Below are 17,737 nucleotides of genomic sequence, written 5' to 3'. Positions count from 1 at the left end.
CCCGTTCATGTTTATCAAAGTCTACTCATATCGCTACACGTTGTGTATCCATTCAGCTTTCAAACTTTTTCTAACTTCAGGTTAAGCAATCATGTCTGACCTTCCCTTTACCCTAGATCAACTCCGCATTCTCAAAGCCATTGCGGCTGAGGGGAGTTTCAAGCGGGCTGCAGACAGCTTGTATGTGTCTCAACCAGCCGTCAGTCTGCAAGTTCAAAACCTGGAACGGCAGCTAGACGTTCCTTTGTTTGATCGAGGGGGACGGCGAGCGCAGCTAACGGAAGCAGGACACTTGCTCTTGAGTTATGGCGATCGCATTTTAAGCCTTTGCCAAGAAACTTGTCGTGCCATTGAAGACCTGCAAAGTTTGCAGGGAGGAACGTTAATTGTGGGAGCCAGCCAGACAACAGGGACTTACCTGCTGCCTCGGATGATTGGCTTGTTCCGCCAGCGCTATCCAGATGTGGCTGTTCAACTACATGTGCACTCGACCCGTCGCACCTCTTGGAGTGTTGCGAATGGCCAGGTTGACTTAGCGATTATTGGCGGGGAAGTTTTGCCTGAGTTGCAAGACGTCCTTGAAATTATTCCCTATGCTGAGGATGAACTTGCGCTGATTATGCCAGTCTTTCATCCTTTATCTAGCCAAGAGGTGATTCAGCGAGAAGACCTGTATAAGCTGAAGTTTATTGCCCTCGATTCGCAATCTACGATTCGCAAAGTGATTGATCAGGTGTTGACTCGTTCCGGGATTGAGACGCGACGGCTGAAAATTGAAATGGAGCTAAATTCGATTGAGGCAATTAAAAACGCGGTTCAATCCGGCTTAGGTGTTGCCTTTGTCTCTATCTCTGCAATTGAAAAAGAGCTGCAAATGGGCGTGCTGCATCGAACCAAAATCGACTCAGTTGTGGTGAATCGCACCTTATCTGCTATTTTTAATCCCAACCGATACCGTTCTAAGGCTGCTGAAGCTTTTACAAAAGAGATTTTGCCGCAGTTTACCAATCGCGTTTTAGACTTTACTAAAAACAGTAAGCCCAAGTCTGATGGCTCCAAGGCTTCAGCCAAGTCGGCAACGGGTTCGGCTGAGGCCGCCGCCACGGCGGTGAACCCTAGCTTGTCTCAAGCGAACGCTCACCCCTCCTCTAGCTAAAAATCTTCGTAGACGAAGAAATCCTCATGGAGCTGCACTGCACGCGCCCAAGCTGTCCTAAACCGATTAACGCTTTTGCTGACCTTGATAGTTCTGCTGTATTGAAGACGGTACAGCAAAAGTTCTGCGTTACCTGCGGCATGCCTTTAATTCTCAGCAGTCGTTACTTGCCCATCAAGCTGTTAGGTAAAGGTGGCTTTGGTACGGCTTATCTGGCCTGCGATCGCTATACGCCAACCATGCGGCAATGTGTGGTAAAGCAGTTTCAACCCTCTGGCAATCTCAATCCGGATCAATTGCAAATTGCCCAAGACCTGTTTGAACGAGAAGCTCAGGTACTAGAGGCGTTAGGCGATCGCCACCCGCAAATTCCTGATTTATATGCTTTTTTTCCGCTGGTAGTTCCAGGGTTAGGCACCTCGCAACCAGAAGAATTTTTCTATCTGGTTCAAGAATTCATCGACGGCCAAGACCTAGAACACGAACTAGAGCAACGCGGGCCGCTTTCTGAAGCGGCCATCTTAGAAATTTTAAATTCCATTCTCAAAGTTCTCGCTTTCGTCCACGAAAACCAGACGATTCACCGAGACATCAAGCCGTCTAATATTATGCGGCATCGTAATGGCAAACTTTATCTGCTAGATTTTGGCGCTGTTAAGCAAGTGACTCAGGCACAAGGCAGCAGTCCAGCTAAGTCTACAGGCATTTATTCAATGGGGTTTGCCCCCCCCGAGCAAATGTCTGGTGGAGCGGTTTACCCTTCTACCGATTTGTACGCCCTAGCCGTCACTTGCTTAACGCTGCTGACGGGTAAACCTGCGGGCGATCTCTTTGACTCTTATCGCAACACCTGGAACTGGGAAAAAAGTGTACAGGTGAGTCCTCGTTTGGCGGCGGTGCTCAATCGTATGCTGCAAAGCGCCCCTCACCAGCGTTTTGCTTCTGCTCAAGAGGTGTTGCAGGCGCTCAAACCACCTGCCGCACCGCCGTCGCCGCCGACTACGCCGTCACCCCCTCCCGCTTCTACCGCCCTTCAGCCACCGTCTGCCGCTGCGTCTAGTTCTCCCCCCCCGGCTCCGCCACCGCCTGCCCCGCCTGCCCCTCGACCTCAATTTTCGCTGCTAGAAGTTTTGGGAGGGGCAGCGTTTACAGGCTTTGAAGGTAGCTTGGTTGCGATCGCCCTGGTTAGTTTTTTGGGGGTGACACTGGTTGGGGGGGGGAGCTGGCTGCTGTTTATGGCAGCGCTGACGTTTCTTCAGTGGCGACGCATCATTGAACGGGTTGATCTGGCAATTATTGCGGTGATCAGCTTGGGGCTGGTGCTGATGCTGCGTCTTTATCCTGGACAGTTACTTTCCTGGCAAAACGTTTTAATCATTGCTTTAATAGCAGCGTTGATTGCAGTTGCGATCGCCATCTTGTTTCGACTGATTTATCAAATCATTTCTCGGTTTTTCTAGTCTGCTCAACTCGTCTCAACTAAACAAAAGATATGGCGGCAAAGAACGAAACACCTGCTTTAATTGCGGCGCTCTTGGTCACAGTGGGGCTGGTAGGGGGTGGGCTTTGGTGGCTGAGCCGTAGCGGGACGCTAGGCTTGGGGGGATTGTTGAATCAGCCGACAGACACCCCTTCGTCTTCCCCTTCTGCGACGTCCCCTTCCTTACCCTCCCCGACAGACAGCTTTGCCAACGTTAGTGGCGTTCCTCAAGGATTGTTCAGCTACGGCGGCAGCACGACTTGGGCACCTGTACGCACGGCTGTTGATCCACTTGTTCAAACGGTTTGGCCTAGCTTTGAGCTACGCTACGTCAACCCCGTTGGCAGACCGCCTAGTTCGGGCGTGGGCATTGAGATGCTGCTAAATAACCAGCTTTCGTTTGCTCAGTCTTCTCGACCGCTCAAATCTGAAGAATATCAGCAAGCCCAACAGCGGGGTTTCAGTCTGCAGGAGATTCCGGTCGCTATTGAAGGTTTGGCGATCGCGGTGCATCCTGATTTGCCATTACCTGGCCTTACCCTAGATCAGCTAAGAAGTATTTACACCGGGCAGGTGGTGAACTGGCAACAAGTCGGTGGCCCCAATCTGCCCATTGTGCCTTATTCGCGAACGGCAGAAGGCGGCACGGTCGAGTTTTTTATCGAAACCCTTTTAGGCGGTGCAGATTTAGGTGCCCCGGTTCAGTTTGTTGATAACACCACCGCAGCGCTGCGAGCAGTATCTAGCACCCCAGGGTCGATCTACTATGCCTCAGCCCCAGAAGTCATTGGTCAATGTACCGTCCGCCCTCTACCCATTGGCACCACCGCCAACGAACTGGTGGCCCCTTATACAGAACCCTACATTCCTTTAGAAAACTGCCCAGCCCAGCGCAACCAACCCAATGTGGCTGCTTTTCGCGATGGCACTTATCCGATAACCCGCCGCCTGTTTGTGGTCATTAAGCAAGACGGCCAAAGCGACCAGCAAGCCGGAGAAGCCTACGCCCAGCTTTTGTTGAGTAATCAAGGGCAGACGCTACTCAATCAGGCAGGATTTGTGCAAATACGCTAAGGCTAAGCGCCAGCCGCACCCGTTTGTCACGTTAACCCCAAAAACCCGTTTGTATAGCTCTCTCAACCCTGTGTAGCTGAAGTCACTAGCGTTGAGATAGCTAAACGGCTGCAAGCCGCTGACAGAAAAGCTTTGATTTTGCCTCCAGCTTTCTGCCTTTAGCCGTAGCTATACAAGCGGGTTTTCTTGTGGCTACGCAACGCAAGGCAAGTTACTGGTATTTATTCGGAAAAGGAGATACGAATTTTCCCTGAGTTGACCACCTGCTGACTTGTAGTACGCTTATGGAGTTTTACAGATTGCAAAATTAGTGCGATCGCCAAATTTAGGAACTTCGGCATTTATATCGGACGATGGATTTCTGGGCTTTGGGAGCTGTGTTGAGTGCAACTGCGGTTGTAAGTCTGGAAACATAGGCAAACAAACAAAATCAGTTGCGTGTTTTTACTGAGAAAAAAAGCGGCTAACTCTCCTGCTTTCATCCAACCAGCGCAGTAAAATTAAGGTTCTGTGAAGTTCAGCCATCTCGCTTAGCAGATCTCGATTTTCTCGGATAAGTTAAATGAAAACGCCTAGGGGTCGTCTGCACATATTCTGGGTAATTTTGCTAGATTTCTATCTGGATAACACTTAAGGGAGCAATCATGAGTTTCAATCGCAATTATCTAATGGCCTCTGCGGTCAGTGTGCTGGCTGGGGCAATTGCGCTGCCCGCCCAAGCAGCCAGCTTCACGGCAACCGATGCAGTCGGTGCAGGCTGCCCTGGCACCAGCACTTGCACAGTCAATGGTTTTACGCTGAGCGTTGAGCAACCAAGCGACTACTTAATGACGCAAAAGTCATTTGCAGGTGTGACAGGTATCGGTATTTCTGAAGACGGTACGAGCGGTAAAGGATCTAGCGATCCGTCTGAAGGAGAGATTGACGTCGGTGATGTGTTGAAGGTTAGTTTTGCTGAAGGTGTCGTCGATTACATCGACCTCAGCTTCCTTTATTTAAGCAAGGCAAATGGTGGCCGTTTTGATGGCATCAACGAAGTTGCTAAAATTACGGCTGATGGCATTATTGAGGGAACGCTCTCTGTCGTCGGCAACGGTAGCAGCTTCGATGCGATCTGGAGCCTAGCTTCTGGTTCTGTGCAGAATCTATCTGCCCCAACCTTTGGGGGTGGAGCATCTTGGCGTATTCTGAATCCTTTCGGCGATACCAAGATCTCCTTCTTTGAACTAACGCCCGTTGACAACGCTAAGTTCAGTGGCCATAAGGACTCTGACTTTGCCCTCACGGCCGTTGCCGTCCCTGAGCCAACTGCGCTGTTGGGGTTGGGTCTGGTGGTTGGTGCTGGTAGCCTTCTGCGTCGTCGCGATCGCTAGCGATCGCTTAAGTGGATTCCCCCCCACCAATTTTTTGTTTGATTTTATTTCGATTGCCCCCCAGAAGTGAATATTGCCCGTTGAGGGCTTTAGGATCCAATCTCGTTGAGGCTGGATCCTTTTTCAATGCTCAAACAACTTTTTCAAGAAAAAATAAGTTTAGATGTCGCCATTACTGGCTTGACAAGCTATAGATAGAGAAAAAGTACTGCACGCTTACTGCCATGCGCCAGGATAACAGCCGCACTATTGCTCAAGAGATAAAACTCCAGGTGTTTATCCTGGGTGGTTTCGTGGCTTTGATGTGGATTACGGAGATTGTCGATGAAGCCTTGCTGCGTGGCTACCTAGACAACTATGGAATTTGGCCACGTAGCTTTATTGGCCTGCGCGGAATTTTATTTGCCCCTTTTCTCCATGGCAATCTAGAGCATTTGCTGGCTAACACCATCCCGCTTTTGACTTTAGGATGGTTCGTTATGCTGCGAGAAACCAGCGATTTTTTATGGGTAACGGCGATCGCTGGCGTTGTTAGCGGCTTGGGCACCTGGCTGACGGGTGCCCCAAACTCGGTTCATATTGGAGCTAGTGGCTTAATCTTTGGCTACTTTGGCTTTCTGCTGCTGCGAGGTTATTTCGAGCGCAGTGTCGTCAGTATTGCCTTATCGCTGTTGGCATTTATGCTTTATGGCAGTTTGGTATGGGGTGTTTTACCCAATCAACCTGGTATATCTTGGGAAGGCCATTTGTTTGGTTTTTTAGGGGGTATTTTAGCCGCCCGACTGCTAGCCCAGTCCAAGCGCTAACAGGCTGCTGGTGCTTGTTCACCCTCTCAATATCCCTCTTCTATCAAACTGAGGTCAGACCTGGGATTGCTTGTAGGCCAAGACGCCGTAAGTTTGTCGATTTTTCCTAGCCTGATAAAAGAGGGGTATAACTGTAGCCACCCGCGTTGAGACACTTCGATGGCTAAAAGCTGCTGACAGAAAAGCGTTGCTTCCGCCCCTGGCTTTCTAGCTTTGGCTATAGAAGCGCCTGCGCTGCAAATTTTCAATCGCTAAAAAGCCAAATTCAAAGTCTCATTTTTTAGATGAAAAAATGAAAGACGCTATTAGCAATCCCGGCTTGGGTTTAGTTGTTGGTAATCTCTTCAGCCAGCAAAACGGGAGCTTCAGCAAACTCAGCTTCCAACTCTGACTGCACAGCCGGATCAAACGTCAAATCATACTCTTCTGCAAAAGTAGCCGCGACAAAAGGCTGTAGTTGACCTCTAATGGCGATTCGCTCTCCGGCTTCTACTGGATCAGGAAATTGGCCAACAACCAGCAGACGAGTGGCATCAAACAATTCAGCTTCTTCTAGGGTAAATACCCCAGCATCGATCACAGATTCTACTTCGCCGTAAACTACGATCGGTTGACCATAGAAAACCTCTGGATTTTCGGCAATTTCTTCTGGGCTAGGTGCCAGCATCAGCGTTTCAGCAATGATAACGGGGCGATTTTCGTAATCTGCATAGACGGCGGGGTCAATTTCCGCTTCATAATCCCTCATCTCGGCTGCTGTAAACTGCCGCACTTCACCCGTAACCCAAATTGCAGTTGCTTCGTCTTCTGGAACCGTAAAGCCAGAGTCAGCTGAGTTCAGCACCAAAACAGCTTCACCTTCTAAGAAGTTTTCATCCTGCACCAAAAACAGGGCATCGCTAACTTTTGCCTCAAACTGGCCTCTAATCACCACAGACTCACCCGTCAAAGTTTCCCCTGACTCAGCGACTTCTTCGAGGGTTGTGTCGTCATCGGCGGCGGTGTTTTCTGCTACGTTATTGCCCGCACAAGCAGGTAACAGGAGTGCGGCTAAAATTAAGGCTGAAAAGACGAATGAATTCACTTTCATCATCACTAAAACTAAGGAAATAAAGATAAAACTTCTAACGGCTGATCAGCTAATAAGTTGGCAGAAAATAGGCAAGAAGCGCTGTTAAGCTTTAGTTATTGGCAATTGGATGGCCGAATCTCTTTAGAATTTGCTTATAAAAAGGCAAAAAGAGACAGCAGGATCGCTGATGGCTTGATATTACAATTCGTATTGCCAAAACATCTGCAAGGTTGGCTTAGCGCTACTTACCGCTAAAGGCTGAAGGTAGAATAAGAGGTTATTTGTCAAAGACTTTCAGCCATTTAAGTGCTTCAACTTTAATAGCTAACCGCTATCAGTAAAAATCAGAAAAACTAGAGTTTATTTAGTTGACCTTGATAGAGCGTAAAGAGATTTATTGATTTTAGCCTCTATCTAACTATTGATTTTTACTGACTTGTTGCTCGGAGAATCCTAGACTTTGGAAAGACGCCTTATCAAGTATTCGGCTCTATGCTGAAACTGCTCAAAAATTTTTGAAGCGATCGCGAGATCAAATTTCAATTTCTTTTGGCATTTACTCAAATAATTAGTTTTCTCAATGACTCTTTCTTGGAAGCGCAATCGCGAAATTTTGCGCGTTGTTTTGGCGGTCTGTATTGTGGTTGCCGGAGCGCTGCATTTTTTGGCCTCTGAACCCTTTGTCAAAATCGTTCCTGCCGCTTTGCCTTACCCGCTGGCACTGGTTTACATCAGCGGCGTTATTGAAATTGGCTTGGGTTTGGCGCTGCTGGTACCGGCGCTGAGTCAGTTGGCTGCCTGGGGCATGATCGCTCTTTTTATCGCAGTGTATCCGGCCAATATCAACATGGCAGTTAATCATATTCACTTGGCGGGTGTTCCCGACGGTAACTGGTTTCATGCCATTCGGCTACCGTTTCAGTTTGTCTTAATTGCCTGGGCTTACTGGTATACCCGCCCTAGCGATACCGACATTCAAGCCTCGATTGTGCCCAAGTCTTCAACCTGAGCCAGCGTTCTCTAATAAGCCCGACAACACAGCTATGATTGTAAATTTGGTGAATACGGGCTGGGAGGTAATCTACCACCGAGCCCATGCTTTACTGGCCTCGCAACTGGCCGGATACTGGGAGTCGCAAGCAGAGATCTCTTACATTGTCGATATTGTCTCTGCTATTTCCCACCATGATGACCTAGAGCGGGAATGGGAAGGCGACCATCTCAGCGAAGCGGGTGCGCCGTTAGACTTTACCCTCGACGGCCAGCTTTGTGTAGACGATTTGCGTGAGCATGTTGACAACGCCTGCTATCGGAGCCGCTGGGTGGCCTTGCTGACGGCTATGCACGTTAGTTATTTAAACGAAGGCCGCCGCCAAGATTCAAAAGAACTCGCTCGCTTTTTAGATGAATTAGAAAAACGCCAGCAGCAGTGGCTTAAATCAATGGATATTAAGCCTACTGAAGCAGAGCGAGCTTATGCGTTGATGCGCTGGTGCGATCGCCTATCGCTGATTTTGTGTCAGCGTCAGTTGCCCGATGCCCAGCGATCGCTGGAAATTACCCCTGGCCCTGATGAGCGGGGATATACCGTTTCGCAACGAGAAGACACCACCGTCAGCGTTGATCCGTGGCCGTTTAAGCTAAAGGAATTTACCGTTCATATTGATGCCACCTATCTCAATCAGATGGCTTTCAAAAACAATCAAGAATTCATTGAACAATTGCAGACCGCACCTGTCAAAACTTTAATCTGGAAGTTTGCCCAGTAGCTATGGAAAACCCTGCTTATCCGCCCGAACTCGAAGCGTTACTCTCACCTCAGCGCGACCCCGCCGAACTTTTTACGGAACTCCTGCCAACTTTAGGCAAGCTTTTGGCCTGCGATCGCTGCTTTTTATATCTGCGCCACCCTGAAAGCCGCCTAGGGCAGGTACCCTTTTGCTGGCGGCGTAGCGATGCCTTTGCCGACCTCACCGATACCCACTGGAAGCCGGAAGACCCCACCCAACTAGAGCAGCAAGATCCGCTGTTTGCCGCCGCTTTGCGAGGAGAGCATTCAATTTTTATTGAAGATGTCGAAACCGCCAATGCGGCTGTGGTCAATTTAGAATTTGAACGGCAAAACTTTGGCCATCGCTCGCTAGTACATGCCCACTTATGGTCTCACGGTCAGCTTTGGGGAATTTTACAGCCCTGTAACTTTACCCGCCCTCGCCCCTGGCAAGAACTAGACAAATCTGTCATTATCCACACGGTACAAAAAATTACGCCGCTGGCTGTCAAATACGTCAAAACCCACTGTCCGGCGGCTACTTCCGCTTCCCAATAGCATCTGCAGACAATTTTCTATGTTGGGAATGCTGGCTGTCTAGCATTCCCCTGTAGTATGAGAGTGTTAAGCAATTATTAAGTAGACGCTTTACTTAAGCGTTTATCTACAACTGAATATTGCACTCTTGATGAAGTTGGGTACCTCAAGCATGACAGCAGCAAGCACAACACCAACCCTGCCGGCTTTTTGCCAGGGAATTCGCTATTTTGGTGACCTCTGGCCCGATTTTGAAATCTACGGTAAAACACCTGCGATCGCAGAGAATCAAACCGCTATTGCTAGCCCCACTGATGCCGCTGCCGTTTATCAAACCCTGCTAGCCGCCGATGCTCTGCGCTACCTGACTTTACAAACCACGGCCACTAAAGCCTCTGGGCACCCCGGCGGCTTTGCCAGCGTAGCTGAAGGCATTGCTGCGCTGATCATGCTGGGCTACAAAAACATTGTCACTGAAGTGGGCCACCACGCCCCTGGTTTTTACAGTACGGTCTTTCTAGATCGCTCCCTAGAAGCTATGGGCATCGAAACCGTTCAGCAACTCGGAGAGCGCTTTCGAGAAACCCACGGTTTGCTAGGGCATCTTTCTGGTCAAATTCCAGGGTTGCTGAGTCCAGCGGGGCCGTTGGGGCAGGGGCAGCACTTTGCCATGGCCGGAGCTAAGCTGCATCCGGGGGTTTTGTTTCCGGTAACCATTGGTGACGGTGGGCTAGGTGAACCCTATGTTATGAGTAGTTTTGGCCACTTTCATACCGCCTACCCTAAAGTCACCAATTTTCTGCCTATTCTGGTTTGGAATGGCTTTTCGCAAGAACATCACAGCATGGTGTCTACCCAAACCAACGAACACATGCTGGCTTACTGGCGCGGCAATGGCTTTGAGCAAGTCATCCTAGTAGATGCCAAAGACTACGACGATGCTAATCAATCGGGTGATTATGTAGATAGCACGGCTTTTTCGCTACAGCAGCGCTTAGCATTTACCCAAGCCGTTTTGGCGGCGGTCGATCGCGCTGCTCAATCGGCGCTATCGGGTACCCTCACCGTTTTAATCATCAAACAACTCAAAGGCGCGGGGGTACACAAACGCGGCGCTCAAGCCCACAACCTCTACGCTGGCGACACCCTCGAAAAAGACTACATTGTCGCAGCGCTAGAAGAACGGGCTTTACCCGCCGAAGCATGGCATCTGGTACGAACCAACTTTGCCCGCTCTGGCGGCGGCCCTGCTGCCCAAACCGCCGTTACCGAAAAAGAACTGCCGCTGCCTGAGTTGGGTGACTTACCGCTGACAGAATTTAGCCTCGGTGAAAAGCAGGTAGCAACTACCGCTATGGGAACTTTGGCTGCTTACGTGGGACAGCAAGATCCCAACTTTGTGGTTACCAACGCCGATGGCAACGCTGCTTCTGGCATCAACAATATTAACCAGGCGCTCAAAATCGTTCATCCCACCGTGGATGACACCTACTATCAAGGCCCCCAGGGACAAGTTTATGAACCCCTCAGCGAAGATGCTTGTTCTGGGCTGGCAGCGGGTTTGGCTCTGTTTGGAGCGAGAACGCTCTGGTGTTCCTATGAGTCGTTTGCTATCAATGGCTTGCCCATTTGGCAAACCGTAACGCAGGCAATGGCAGAACTGCGCCGCCCAACCCCCGCAACCGTAACGCTTTTTACAGCGGGTGCTTTAGAACAAGGACGCAACGGCTGGACGCATCAGCGCCCGGAAATTGAAAACTACTTTGCGGCAATGATGCGCAATGGCAACGTGTTTCCGCTGTTTCCGGTAGATGCCAATAGCATTCAAGTCTGCTACGAATGGGCGATCGCAACTCGCAACAAAGGCATTACCATCACGGCTAGCAAGTCACCGTTGCCCATACGCACAACCCTTAGCCAAACCCGCCAAGCCCTACAACAAGGAGCCATTACCCTGCAAAGCTGGGAAGGTGACAAAACCGTTGTCTTTGCCGTCATTGGCGATATGACTTTGCTACCCGTTTATGAAGCCGCAGCCCATCTAGCCCAACAGGGGTTGGGCGCGCGAATTGTGGCTATTATCAACCCCCGTCGCCTGTATCGCCCTAGCGACACCGCTTGGGATACCTGCTCGGAGGCGGATGGTCAATTTTTAAGCGACGCCGAATTTAACCAGCTTTTTGGTGGAGATGCGCTGCTAGGAATTACTGGCGGGTCAAGTGCAATGCTAGAACCTGTGATGCTCCGTAGCACGTCGCCTAGAGATGTGTTTGCCTGGAAACGAGGCGAAACAGCTGCTAGTGCCGCCGACGTGATGGCGCTAAACGGTTTGACGGCTGAAAATTTTGTCCGGCGATCGCAAGAATTGCTGGGCTAGACAGCCCTTCACTAAGCCTTATTAATATCGGATCGGATAAGAGAGCGGACGCCACTAGTGGCGTCCTTTTTTATGGGGTGGGTTCGGCTTTAATCACTGAGGCTTGATTTGGGCCAAGGGTGAGTACCAAGGCTTGATCAGCCGCGATCGCTTTGACCGCTTGCCGATAGACAGCGTAGTTCGTAGGTAGCGTCTGCTGAGAGTCTGCTGCCGCCTCAAAGGCAATTTCATAGTGGACAGACTTTAGCAGTTCAGCATCAGAGCGCTGTTCTCCCTGCCGCTGACTCGCTTCTAAAACATCGACAGTGGGCCGCGGCGGCAACTCTGGCCACCACAGTCCTTGGTCATCTGGGCCAGAGACAGCCGCTTCTGGCTCAATGCCGTTACGGTTGACCAGCGAGGTCGATTCAAAGTTTTCTTGGCGTAGGGCTTGAGGAATATCGGCCTGTCCTTGATAGCTCACTTGCCAGGTATAAGTGGTAATTGCTCTGGCTTCGTAGCGATCGGTTGTAACTGAAAAGTCTTCAGCCAAGCGATCGCAGCTCAGCAACAGAGACGATATCGTCAGCCCCATAAAAGATAAAAGAAATCGATGGTTTTTAATCATTTGATTTTAAAAGAACTAAGAATAGTCATAGTAAGCCTTGCTTAAGTAGCTCAACATCTTAAATCTTTAGAACTAAAATCTTCAGATTTAAACATGTATTTGGCTCAATCCAGCTATTAAAAAGCTCCACAACAAGCTAGTAGACACTTTTAGCTGAGTCATCTGTGAAGAAGTTTCATGAATTTCTTCCTTTCGGAAGAAATCGATCTTTTTCACGCGATCGCGAGCTACACCCCTTGTCATACAAAGGAAAACGGGTTTAACTGTCGCCATCGGAGAAAAATTTCAAGAAAGTTTACTTGATTTTACCGAGCTTAAATTTATTCAAGAATGGGATAACAGCCCTGTGCGATTGATGCAGCATTACCCGTTGACCTAAAGCTCAGCGAAATACACCTTTAAAGCTGAGTTTTACCCGCTCACCGACAAAAGCGCAGCTCTCTCTTTCCCCTTTTGGAAACATTTAAGTCAAGGCTGAGATTGAAAACAAATTTAAAGAATTTCTGGTCAACTCAAGATAGATAGGGTTTTGCTGCTGTGTTTAATGAATTGGACTCAAAATGAACCGCACCCAAGGATACATTCTTCTCTTAGAACAACCATGTGAAGATTTGCAGTTGGTTCAAACAACACTAGAGCATCTCAGGTGCTCTGTCTGTGTGGCAGATACCGTTGATCAGGCGATCGCTCAAGTTGATCAATCCGTTCCCTACCTGATTATTCTGGGCGGTAACCGCCAAACCTGGTCGCAGCCATTGATTGACGAACTCCGACGGAAAGCAAAAAGTCAGGCTGACGTCACCATCGTGGCGCTAACTGACTCTAGTGATCCGAGCTGGCTGCACCGAGAAGACAATCCGGGCTTAGATGGTTTTTTAGTCAAGCCGCTAAGTGGAGATGTGCTGGCTTCGCTAGTCCAGTCAGCCTGGGCAAAGCAAAGCTATAGCTAAAAACAACTTTGGCTTGTTAGGCAGCCAAAAATCGCAACTCACATCAGCTTGGATATTTCATCAATATTTCTCAATTGCGGGCAATTTTATAAACTTTCAGACAATTTGAGTCATGTTTTTCTGACTTTGCTGACCTTAAACGGCTCAGATACGATTTTTAGCCGCAAAAGAACCTGATGCATTTTTTGTCAAAGTACACTGACGAAAATTGTGTTGGTGGAAAATTCTAGAGAACCTCAGCGGCTCGTCTAACCCGATGCTCGTCTACCTCTTGGTAGCGAAGGGCATTTCTAGGATCTTTCCACCCCATAAACTCTTGTAAAGTTTGGTATCGAAGACCTGGCCGATCTTAGTAGCCGCCGATCGCCTAAAGCTGTGAGTGCTAGCCCCTAGGTGTTCCATTTTGGCTTTAGCGATCGCCCGCCTGAGAGCTTTATCAAAAGCGCTAAAGCTGATGTGACCGACCTCACCCGGAAATAAATAGAGTGAGTGGGCTGGTGGGGAGTAGGCAGATAGTTTCTCGTGCAAGCGATCGCTGACGGGTACCTCTCTCGTTTCTCGCCTGCCTCCTGGTCTGGCTTTTCGGGTCTGTGCCCTAAAGGTGATAGTGTCGCGCGGCTGTCTATTGTCGTGATAGCAGTCCCTAGTCTGGAGCTGGACGATCGCCCCTGCTCTCTCACCAGTGAAGCGGGCAATGTCAAAGATCAGTCGGTGATGTCTGCTCTTTAGCTGCTTACGAACGCGATCGAGCTGCTGATCGCTCAACACCGCCGCTTGACCATGCCGATTATTTTTGGGCAATTTTTCACCTAAAAAGCTTCTCAGTTTTACCAAAAAAACGATTAAAACCAGGAACTTTCTAGCCTCGCAACAATAGAAATAATAGCCCAAACCCCTACCAGTAAAGCGTCAGAGCTATTACTTAAAGTTCCCAGTTCTACATAAAAGTGCGATATTTACGATTGCTTTCTAAGTGGCTAATTTCAAATTATTAAAGCTATTTGAAATTAACAAGTCATGGTCGCAATCACCAAACCCGACATTCCTGATACCATCACCACGCTAGAGCAGCTTCATGCGTGGTCAGGCTTAGCCCTTGAGAACCTTTTTAGAGGGCAGACCTACAAGGAAACCACGGGGGACATTGACTCTGGGCTAGCGCCGTTGACCGACGCCAGCATCGTTACCGCTGCAGATAAGTCAGTGAGGCTCATCAGTCGCACCTCGATCGAGCTAAACCCTAGCTATCAGTCAGACAGCACCAAAAAGCTTTGGGAGTTTGCTGAACCGCTAGGCGATGCCTTGCTGCCCAACAGCTACAAGAGCTAATGCCGGGGGTGGAGGCTTGGAGACAGCCACTTCAACTGAAACCGTCTCCCACCAGTTCCCTCAATCAATCTAACTCTCTTCCCTATGCTGACCCAAAGCTGAGAGGCCGATTAGACCTGTCTCGGCCTCCCCTCGATGTCAAAGCTGGCCCTAGCGCTCAGGCGCTTGCTAGTCAGCGTCGTGCCCGCCAATCTAGGAGCTTTAGTTCTTCAGGGCGCAATAGGCTCAGACCGACTAGGGCATCAAGGCTAGGGAGAGCCGCTAGAACTTTACCGAAAGCCGCCCCCTCTGCCGTTGGTGGTGCTGCCACATCCGGCGCTGCTGCGGCCACTGGAGCTGGTAGCTTAGGGGCATTAGGAACCGCCGCTGCTGTTGGAGCTGCAGCAGCGGCGGGCTTTGCCGTTGGGGAATCGGTTGTCCGGCCTGCTTTAGGTGTGCAGTACCCTGGCGGCGGCGGATTGAGCGATTACATCAATCGTAAGCGTGGTCAGAACGCAGCCACCAATACGCCCCCCGATCAAACGCTAGGGAATCAACCAGCCGCCGTAGCTGGTGCTGAAGCGGATATCGAGTATGAGCTGTTCATTGAGTTCAGTACGGCGATCGGCTCATCCTGTACTGGCATCAACAACGGCACCTACAACGATTACCCCGGTGCCACTCGTACCTTTACGGTTCGTGGCCCAGTTTCAGAGGTCGGATGGCGATTTGACCAATACGATCGCTGCAACAACTCCAGACCCAGAACGCGAGAGCTTTACTACACTCGGCAGGGTGAAGAGATTGTGCTGCAGCGCTGGACTACCAGCGATATCTATGTTGAGTCTGGCCACACAATCGATCAAACTCAATTCACCCCACTAGAAGCTATTCCAGACCCCCCGGAGTTTCCCGATCGCTTAAGTCCGGCTTCTGCTGCTGACGGGGTGCCAGATTTATTTCCCCCCACAAACCTTCCTAATATAGGGCCAGGGAAAGCACCTTTCTCGTCACCTCAAGGCGATCGCCCGTGATTGCACTACCGGGTTTTGCTGGTTGCCACCTGGGACATGCAGGCAACCCAAAATCGCATGTTTTTTACCCCATCGGTAGCGATAGTAGGTTAGCCCATGTGAAGGGTAAGGCTCCACCACATGCCAGCCTCCCCCATTTCTCGCGCTGTCGGAAGCTCTTTCATAGAACTCTGTAACACGAATGATTGAACGCTCTATTTCGTGAACGTCAGGCACCTCAAACCCTTGATTTCTCGCGCTGTCGGAAGTGCTTTCGGAATCGTCTACAGCTGCAGGGCGATCGCCCCCTTCACCTGGTCGCTTACTCGCCTCAAACCCTTGATTCCTCGCGCTGTCGGAAGTGCTTTCGATGGCTATCAACTTGTCAGCAACCTGTGGGGGCAGTCCCCAAGCTCTACCTGTGGAGTTCATCATCTTGTGGGAATTCTCTAAGCAGACTCACTATCAGCCGTTTAGCCGTCATGAAAAATCGTCGCGATCGCGAGTTTGAGCGGAGACGCCAGCGCAGTAGACGAGCTGCTGGTGTAACGCCCCCCATAGTTAACCTCAAGCACAAGAAGTCTAGAAGAGTTGTCACTAGACCCCCTTCAAGTAGTCACCTCTCAGTTCGGCCAACATCTAAAGTTGCTTGGTGGGTGTTGGGTGGTCTAGGCTTTCTGGCAATATTGCCAGTGCTGGGGGTTAGAGGCCCGGTCAGTGAGGAAAATCTGATTAACTTTCCCCCGCCTGAGCCATATCGTGCCCTGGGTGGCCAGGAAGCGTTAGTCACTGTAGTGAACGCCTCACCAGAGTCGCTGCAGCTTGTATTGAGGGGAAGCAACGGCGCTGAAACGATATCTTTGCCCCCCTGCAAAGACTGTAGCTATGAAACTACGCGGCCTGAAAAGTGTGAAAAAGGAAACCCCCAAACCATCACCCTACAACCGGGCATCTATGAGGCAAGGGGGGATTTCTTCGGACTAGGCCGACCATTTCAAAGCACCTGGACGTTGTCGCCAGGGTGGGAGCATTATCAGTGCCTATTCCTGACTGATGACATTGCCCGATGATTCAGGGCGATCGCCCTCAACTTTTGGCTCATAGACTCGGCCTTCGCTATTCAAAACAACAAATTAACCCTGCAGGCGATCGCCCACAGGGTTTTTTAGTGCTTCAAAGCTAATCAGTAGATAGCCCGTCCTAGGCGGGCTTTCTTGGAAGCGTCAGGCGAGAGAGCTTTTAGCCCTTGTGGGTTCAACTCCTACTGCTTCCACAACTAGGCGAAAACCGCGATCGCCCTACTGCGTCTTAGTTCCCTGTGGAAGGGGCGATCGCCTTCTTACTCAAAGGAGGTCTTTAAATCAGCCGTGACTAAAAAAACCGTTGTCGAACTAGAGCTGCCCTGGTGTGTCGTTCGCGACTTACCAAACTGCACTCACCGGGCGATCGTTGCCCGTTTCCAAAGCAGGCAGATGGCCTTTAACTATCTGAGTTTGGTCTTTCATCAAACTCCCCATTTACGCCCCTGCTTTGAAGTGAGCAACCTAAAGGATTTAGAAATCGAGAATCCTTTCACCTCAGCGATCGCCTGAGGAACTAAGGGCAAAGGGCTAGGGATAGATGCCCCGTGGCTGGCCTCTCCCCTGTACGTAAAAAAATAACGTACAAGCTAACCCCGGCTCATCTGATGAGCTGCCACGCTACCACCGCAGAACCTTTCACTATCATCACCAACAAAATAGGGCTGCAGCTAGTCCCTGCAGCCCTTCACTATCACCACTTCAGCCGTGAAGCGATAACCAATTATGCCCTTTTACCCAATAACCATCTATGTATCCTGAAGCCTTCCAAGCATGGCGACTCACAGCCATGCGAGAACTTATAGACCTACTTAACCTGCTCAGTGCTGACGGGGAATTGACCAAGCAGGAATTCTGCGATCGCCTGGACGCGACCACCCAGGCCATGATTATGACCCTACCCCCAAACCACGAATTCTCAGACCCTTGTCAGCCGATCGCCATCCTAGAAGCGCTCAAGCTAGCCGTTCACGAACTGGCTCAGCAGCGGGGCCAGCAACCCCAAGAAACGCTAACTCACTTCCTGAAAGAGGGGTTAACAGAACTTTTCAGAGCAGCCCCGGCGCTGGTGGCCGATGACATCAATGAAGCTGAGCGCATTCTCAGAAGCTGCGATCGCCTCACCAAGTCGAA

At 50.1% G+C, this 17,737-nt stretch carries 18 protein-coding genes; 14 read left to right on the top strand and 4 right to left on the bottom strand.

What is annotated here, in order from left to right; translation table 11 throughout:
- Positions 1-91: 91 nt before the first annotated feature.
- The 5 genes from ACTS3T_RS13910 (at position 92) to ACTS3T_RS13890 (ending at position 5,889) form a co-directional block, all read left to right on the top strand.
- Positions 92-1,156: a LysR family transcriptional regulator gene (locus ACTS3T_RS13910; protein ID WP_377960438.1), complete on the top strand. Its 1,065-nt coding sequence runs from the start codon at positions 92-94 to the stop codon at positions 1,154-1,156.
- 26 nt (positions 1,157-1,182) lie between these two features.
- On the top strand, positions 1,183-2,616 hold the full coding sequence (locus ACTS3T_RS13905) for a protein kinase domain-containing protein (RefSeq protein ID WP_377960436.1): 1,434 nt from the start codon (positions 1,183-1,185) through the stop codon (positions 2,614-2,616).
- A 32-nt stretch (positions 2,617-2,648) separates the two neighbouring features.
- Positions 2,649-3,710, top strand: a complete 1,062-nt coding sequence (locus ACTS3T_RS13900; RefSeq protein ID WP_377960434.1) for a PstS family phosphate ABC transporter substrate-binding protein — start codon at positions 2,649-2,651, stop codon at positions 3,708-3,710.
- 644 nt (positions 3,711-4,354) lie between these two features.
- On the top strand, positions 4,355-5,083 hold the full coding sequence (locus ACTS3T_RS13895) for a PEP-CTERM sorting domain-containing protein (protein ID WP_377960432.1): 729 nt from the start codon (positions 4,355-4,357) through the stop codon (positions 5,081-5,083).
- A gap of 224 nt (positions 5,084-5,307) precedes the next feature.
- Positions 5,308-5,889 (top strand): rhomboid family intramembrane serine protease, encoded by a 582-nt coding sequence (locus ACTS3T_RS13890; protein ID WP_377960430.1) that lies wholly within the window; start codon positions 5,308-5,310, stop codon positions 5,887-5,889.
- 325 nt (positions 5,890-6,214) lie between these two features.
- Here the strand turns inward: ACTS3T_RS13890 and ACTS3T_RS13885 are convergent, their stop codons facing one another.
- Entirely contained in the window at positions 6,215-6,982 is a 768-nt protein-coding gene (locus ACTS3T_RS13885; protein WP_377960428.1) for a hypothetical protein, read from the bottom strand.
- Positions 6,983-7,541: 559 nt separating this feature from the next.
- Between ACTS3T_RS13885 and ACTS3T_RS13880 the strand changes: the two genes are divergently transcribed.
- From ACTS3T_RS13880 to ACTS3T_RS13865, 4 genes are all read left to right on the top strand, one after another.
- Positions 7,542-7,970 (top strand): DoxX family protein, encoded by a 429-nt coding sequence (locus tag ACTS3T_RS13880; RefSeq protein ID WP_377960427.1) that lies wholly within the window; start codon positions 7,542-7,544, stop codon positions 7,968-7,970.
- 34 nt (positions 7,971-8,004) lie between these two features.
- Entirely contained in the window at positions 8,005-8,730 is a 726-nt protein-coding gene (locus ACTS3T_RS13875) for a DUF3891 family protein (protein ID WP_377960426.1), read from the top strand.
- Between the two features lie 2 nt (positions 8,731-8,732).
- Complete coding sequence (locus ACTS3T_RS13870) at positions 8,733-9,290, top strand: GAF domain-containing protein (RefSeq protein WP_377960425.1); 558 nt, start codon at positions 8,733-8,735, stop codon at positions 9,288-9,290.
- A gap of 151 nt (positions 9,291-9,441) precedes the next feature.
- A complete protein-coding gene (locus ACTS3T_RS13865; RefSeq protein WP_462935222.1) occupies positions 9,442-11,646 on the top strand; it encodes a phosphoketolase family protein in 2,205 nt (734 codons plus the stop codon).
- A 70-nt stretch (positions 11,647-11,716) separates the two neighbouring features.
- On the opposite strand, the gene ACTS3T_RS13860 is transcribed toward ACTS3T_RS13865, so the two are convergent.
- Positions 11,717-12,220 carry a hypothetical protein gene (locus ACTS3T_RS13860; RefSeq protein ID WP_377960422.1) on the bottom strand — a complete coding sequence of 168 codons (504 nt, stop codon included), beginning with the start codon at positions 12,218-12,220 and terminating at the stop codon, positions 11,717-11,719.
- Positions 12,221-12,912: 692 nt separating this feature from the next.
- On the opposite strand from ACTS3T_RS13860, the gene ACTS3T_RS13855 reads away from it, so the two are divergent.
- Positions 12,913-13,203 (top strand): response regulator, encoded by a 291-nt coding sequence (locus ACTS3T_RS13855; RefSeq protein WP_377960420.1) that lies wholly within the window; start codon positions 12,913-12,915, stop codon positions 13,201-13,203.
- A 264-nt stretch (positions 13,204-13,467) separates the two neighbouring features.
- On the opposite strand, the gene ACTS3T_RS13850 is transcribed toward ACTS3T_RS13855, so the two are convergent.
- Positions 13,468-14,004: a tyrosine-type recombinase/integrase gene (locus ACTS3T_RS13850; RefSeq protein WP_377960418.1), complete on the bottom strand. Its 537-nt coding sequence runs from the start codon at positions 14,002-14,004 to the stop codon at positions 13,468-13,470.
- 216 nt (positions 14,005-14,220) lie between these two features.
- Here ACTS3T_RS13850 and ACTS3T_RS13845 point away from each other — a divergent pair, with 216 nt between their 5' ends.
- Positions 14,221-14,532: a hypothetical protein gene (locus ACTS3T_RS13845; protein WP_377960416.1), complete on the top strand. Its 312-nt coding sequence runs from the start codon at positions 14,221-14,223 to the stop codon at positions 14,530-14,532.
- On the top strand, positions 14,532-15,545 hold the full coding sequence (locus tag ACTS3T_RS13840) for a hypothetical protein (protein WP_377960414.1): 1,014 nt from the start codon (positions 14,532-14,534) through the stop codon (positions 15,543-15,545). The genes ACTS3T_RS13845 and ACTS3T_RS13840 overlap by 1 nt, the downstream gene beginning before the upstream one ends.
- Here the strand turns inward: ACTS3T_RS13840 and ACTS3T_RS13835 are convergent.
- Positions 15,522-15,959, bottom strand: a complete 438-nt coding sequence (locus tag ACTS3T_RS13835) for a hypothetical protein (protein ID WP_377960412.1) — start codon at positions 15,957-15,959, stop codon at positions 15,522-15,524. The two genes, ACTS3T_RS13840 and ACTS3T_RS13835, sit on opposite strands and share 24 nt — an antisense overlap.
- A gap of 932 nt (positions 15,960-16,891) precedes the next feature.
- Between ACTS3T_RS13835 and ACTS3T_RS13830 the strand changes: the two genes are divergently transcribed.
- Both ACTS3T_RS13830 and ACTS3T_RS13825 read left to right on the top strand, forming a co-directional pair.
- Positions 16,892-17,116, top strand: a complete 225-nt coding sequence (locus ACTS3T_RS13830) for a hypothetical protein (RefSeq protein ID WP_377960410.1) — start codon at positions 16,892-16,894, stop codon at positions 17,114-17,116.
- A 238-nt stretch (positions 17,117-17,354) separates the two neighbouring features.
- Positions 17,355-17,737, top strand: a 383-nt coding sequence (locus ACTS3T_RS13825) for a hypothetical protein (protein WP_462935221.1), incomplete at its 3' end; no start/stop codon positions are given.

The sequence above is a fragment of the Almyronema sp. genome, from assembly GCF_052168255.1.
Lineage (GTDB): Bacteria > Cyanobacteriota > Cyanobacteriia > Phormidesmidales > Phormidesmidaceae > Sphaerothrix > Sphaerothrix epifaneia.
The sequence above is the reverse complement of the archived record's forward strand: the minus strand, read 5'-3'. Positions and strand labels throughout refer to the sequence as shown.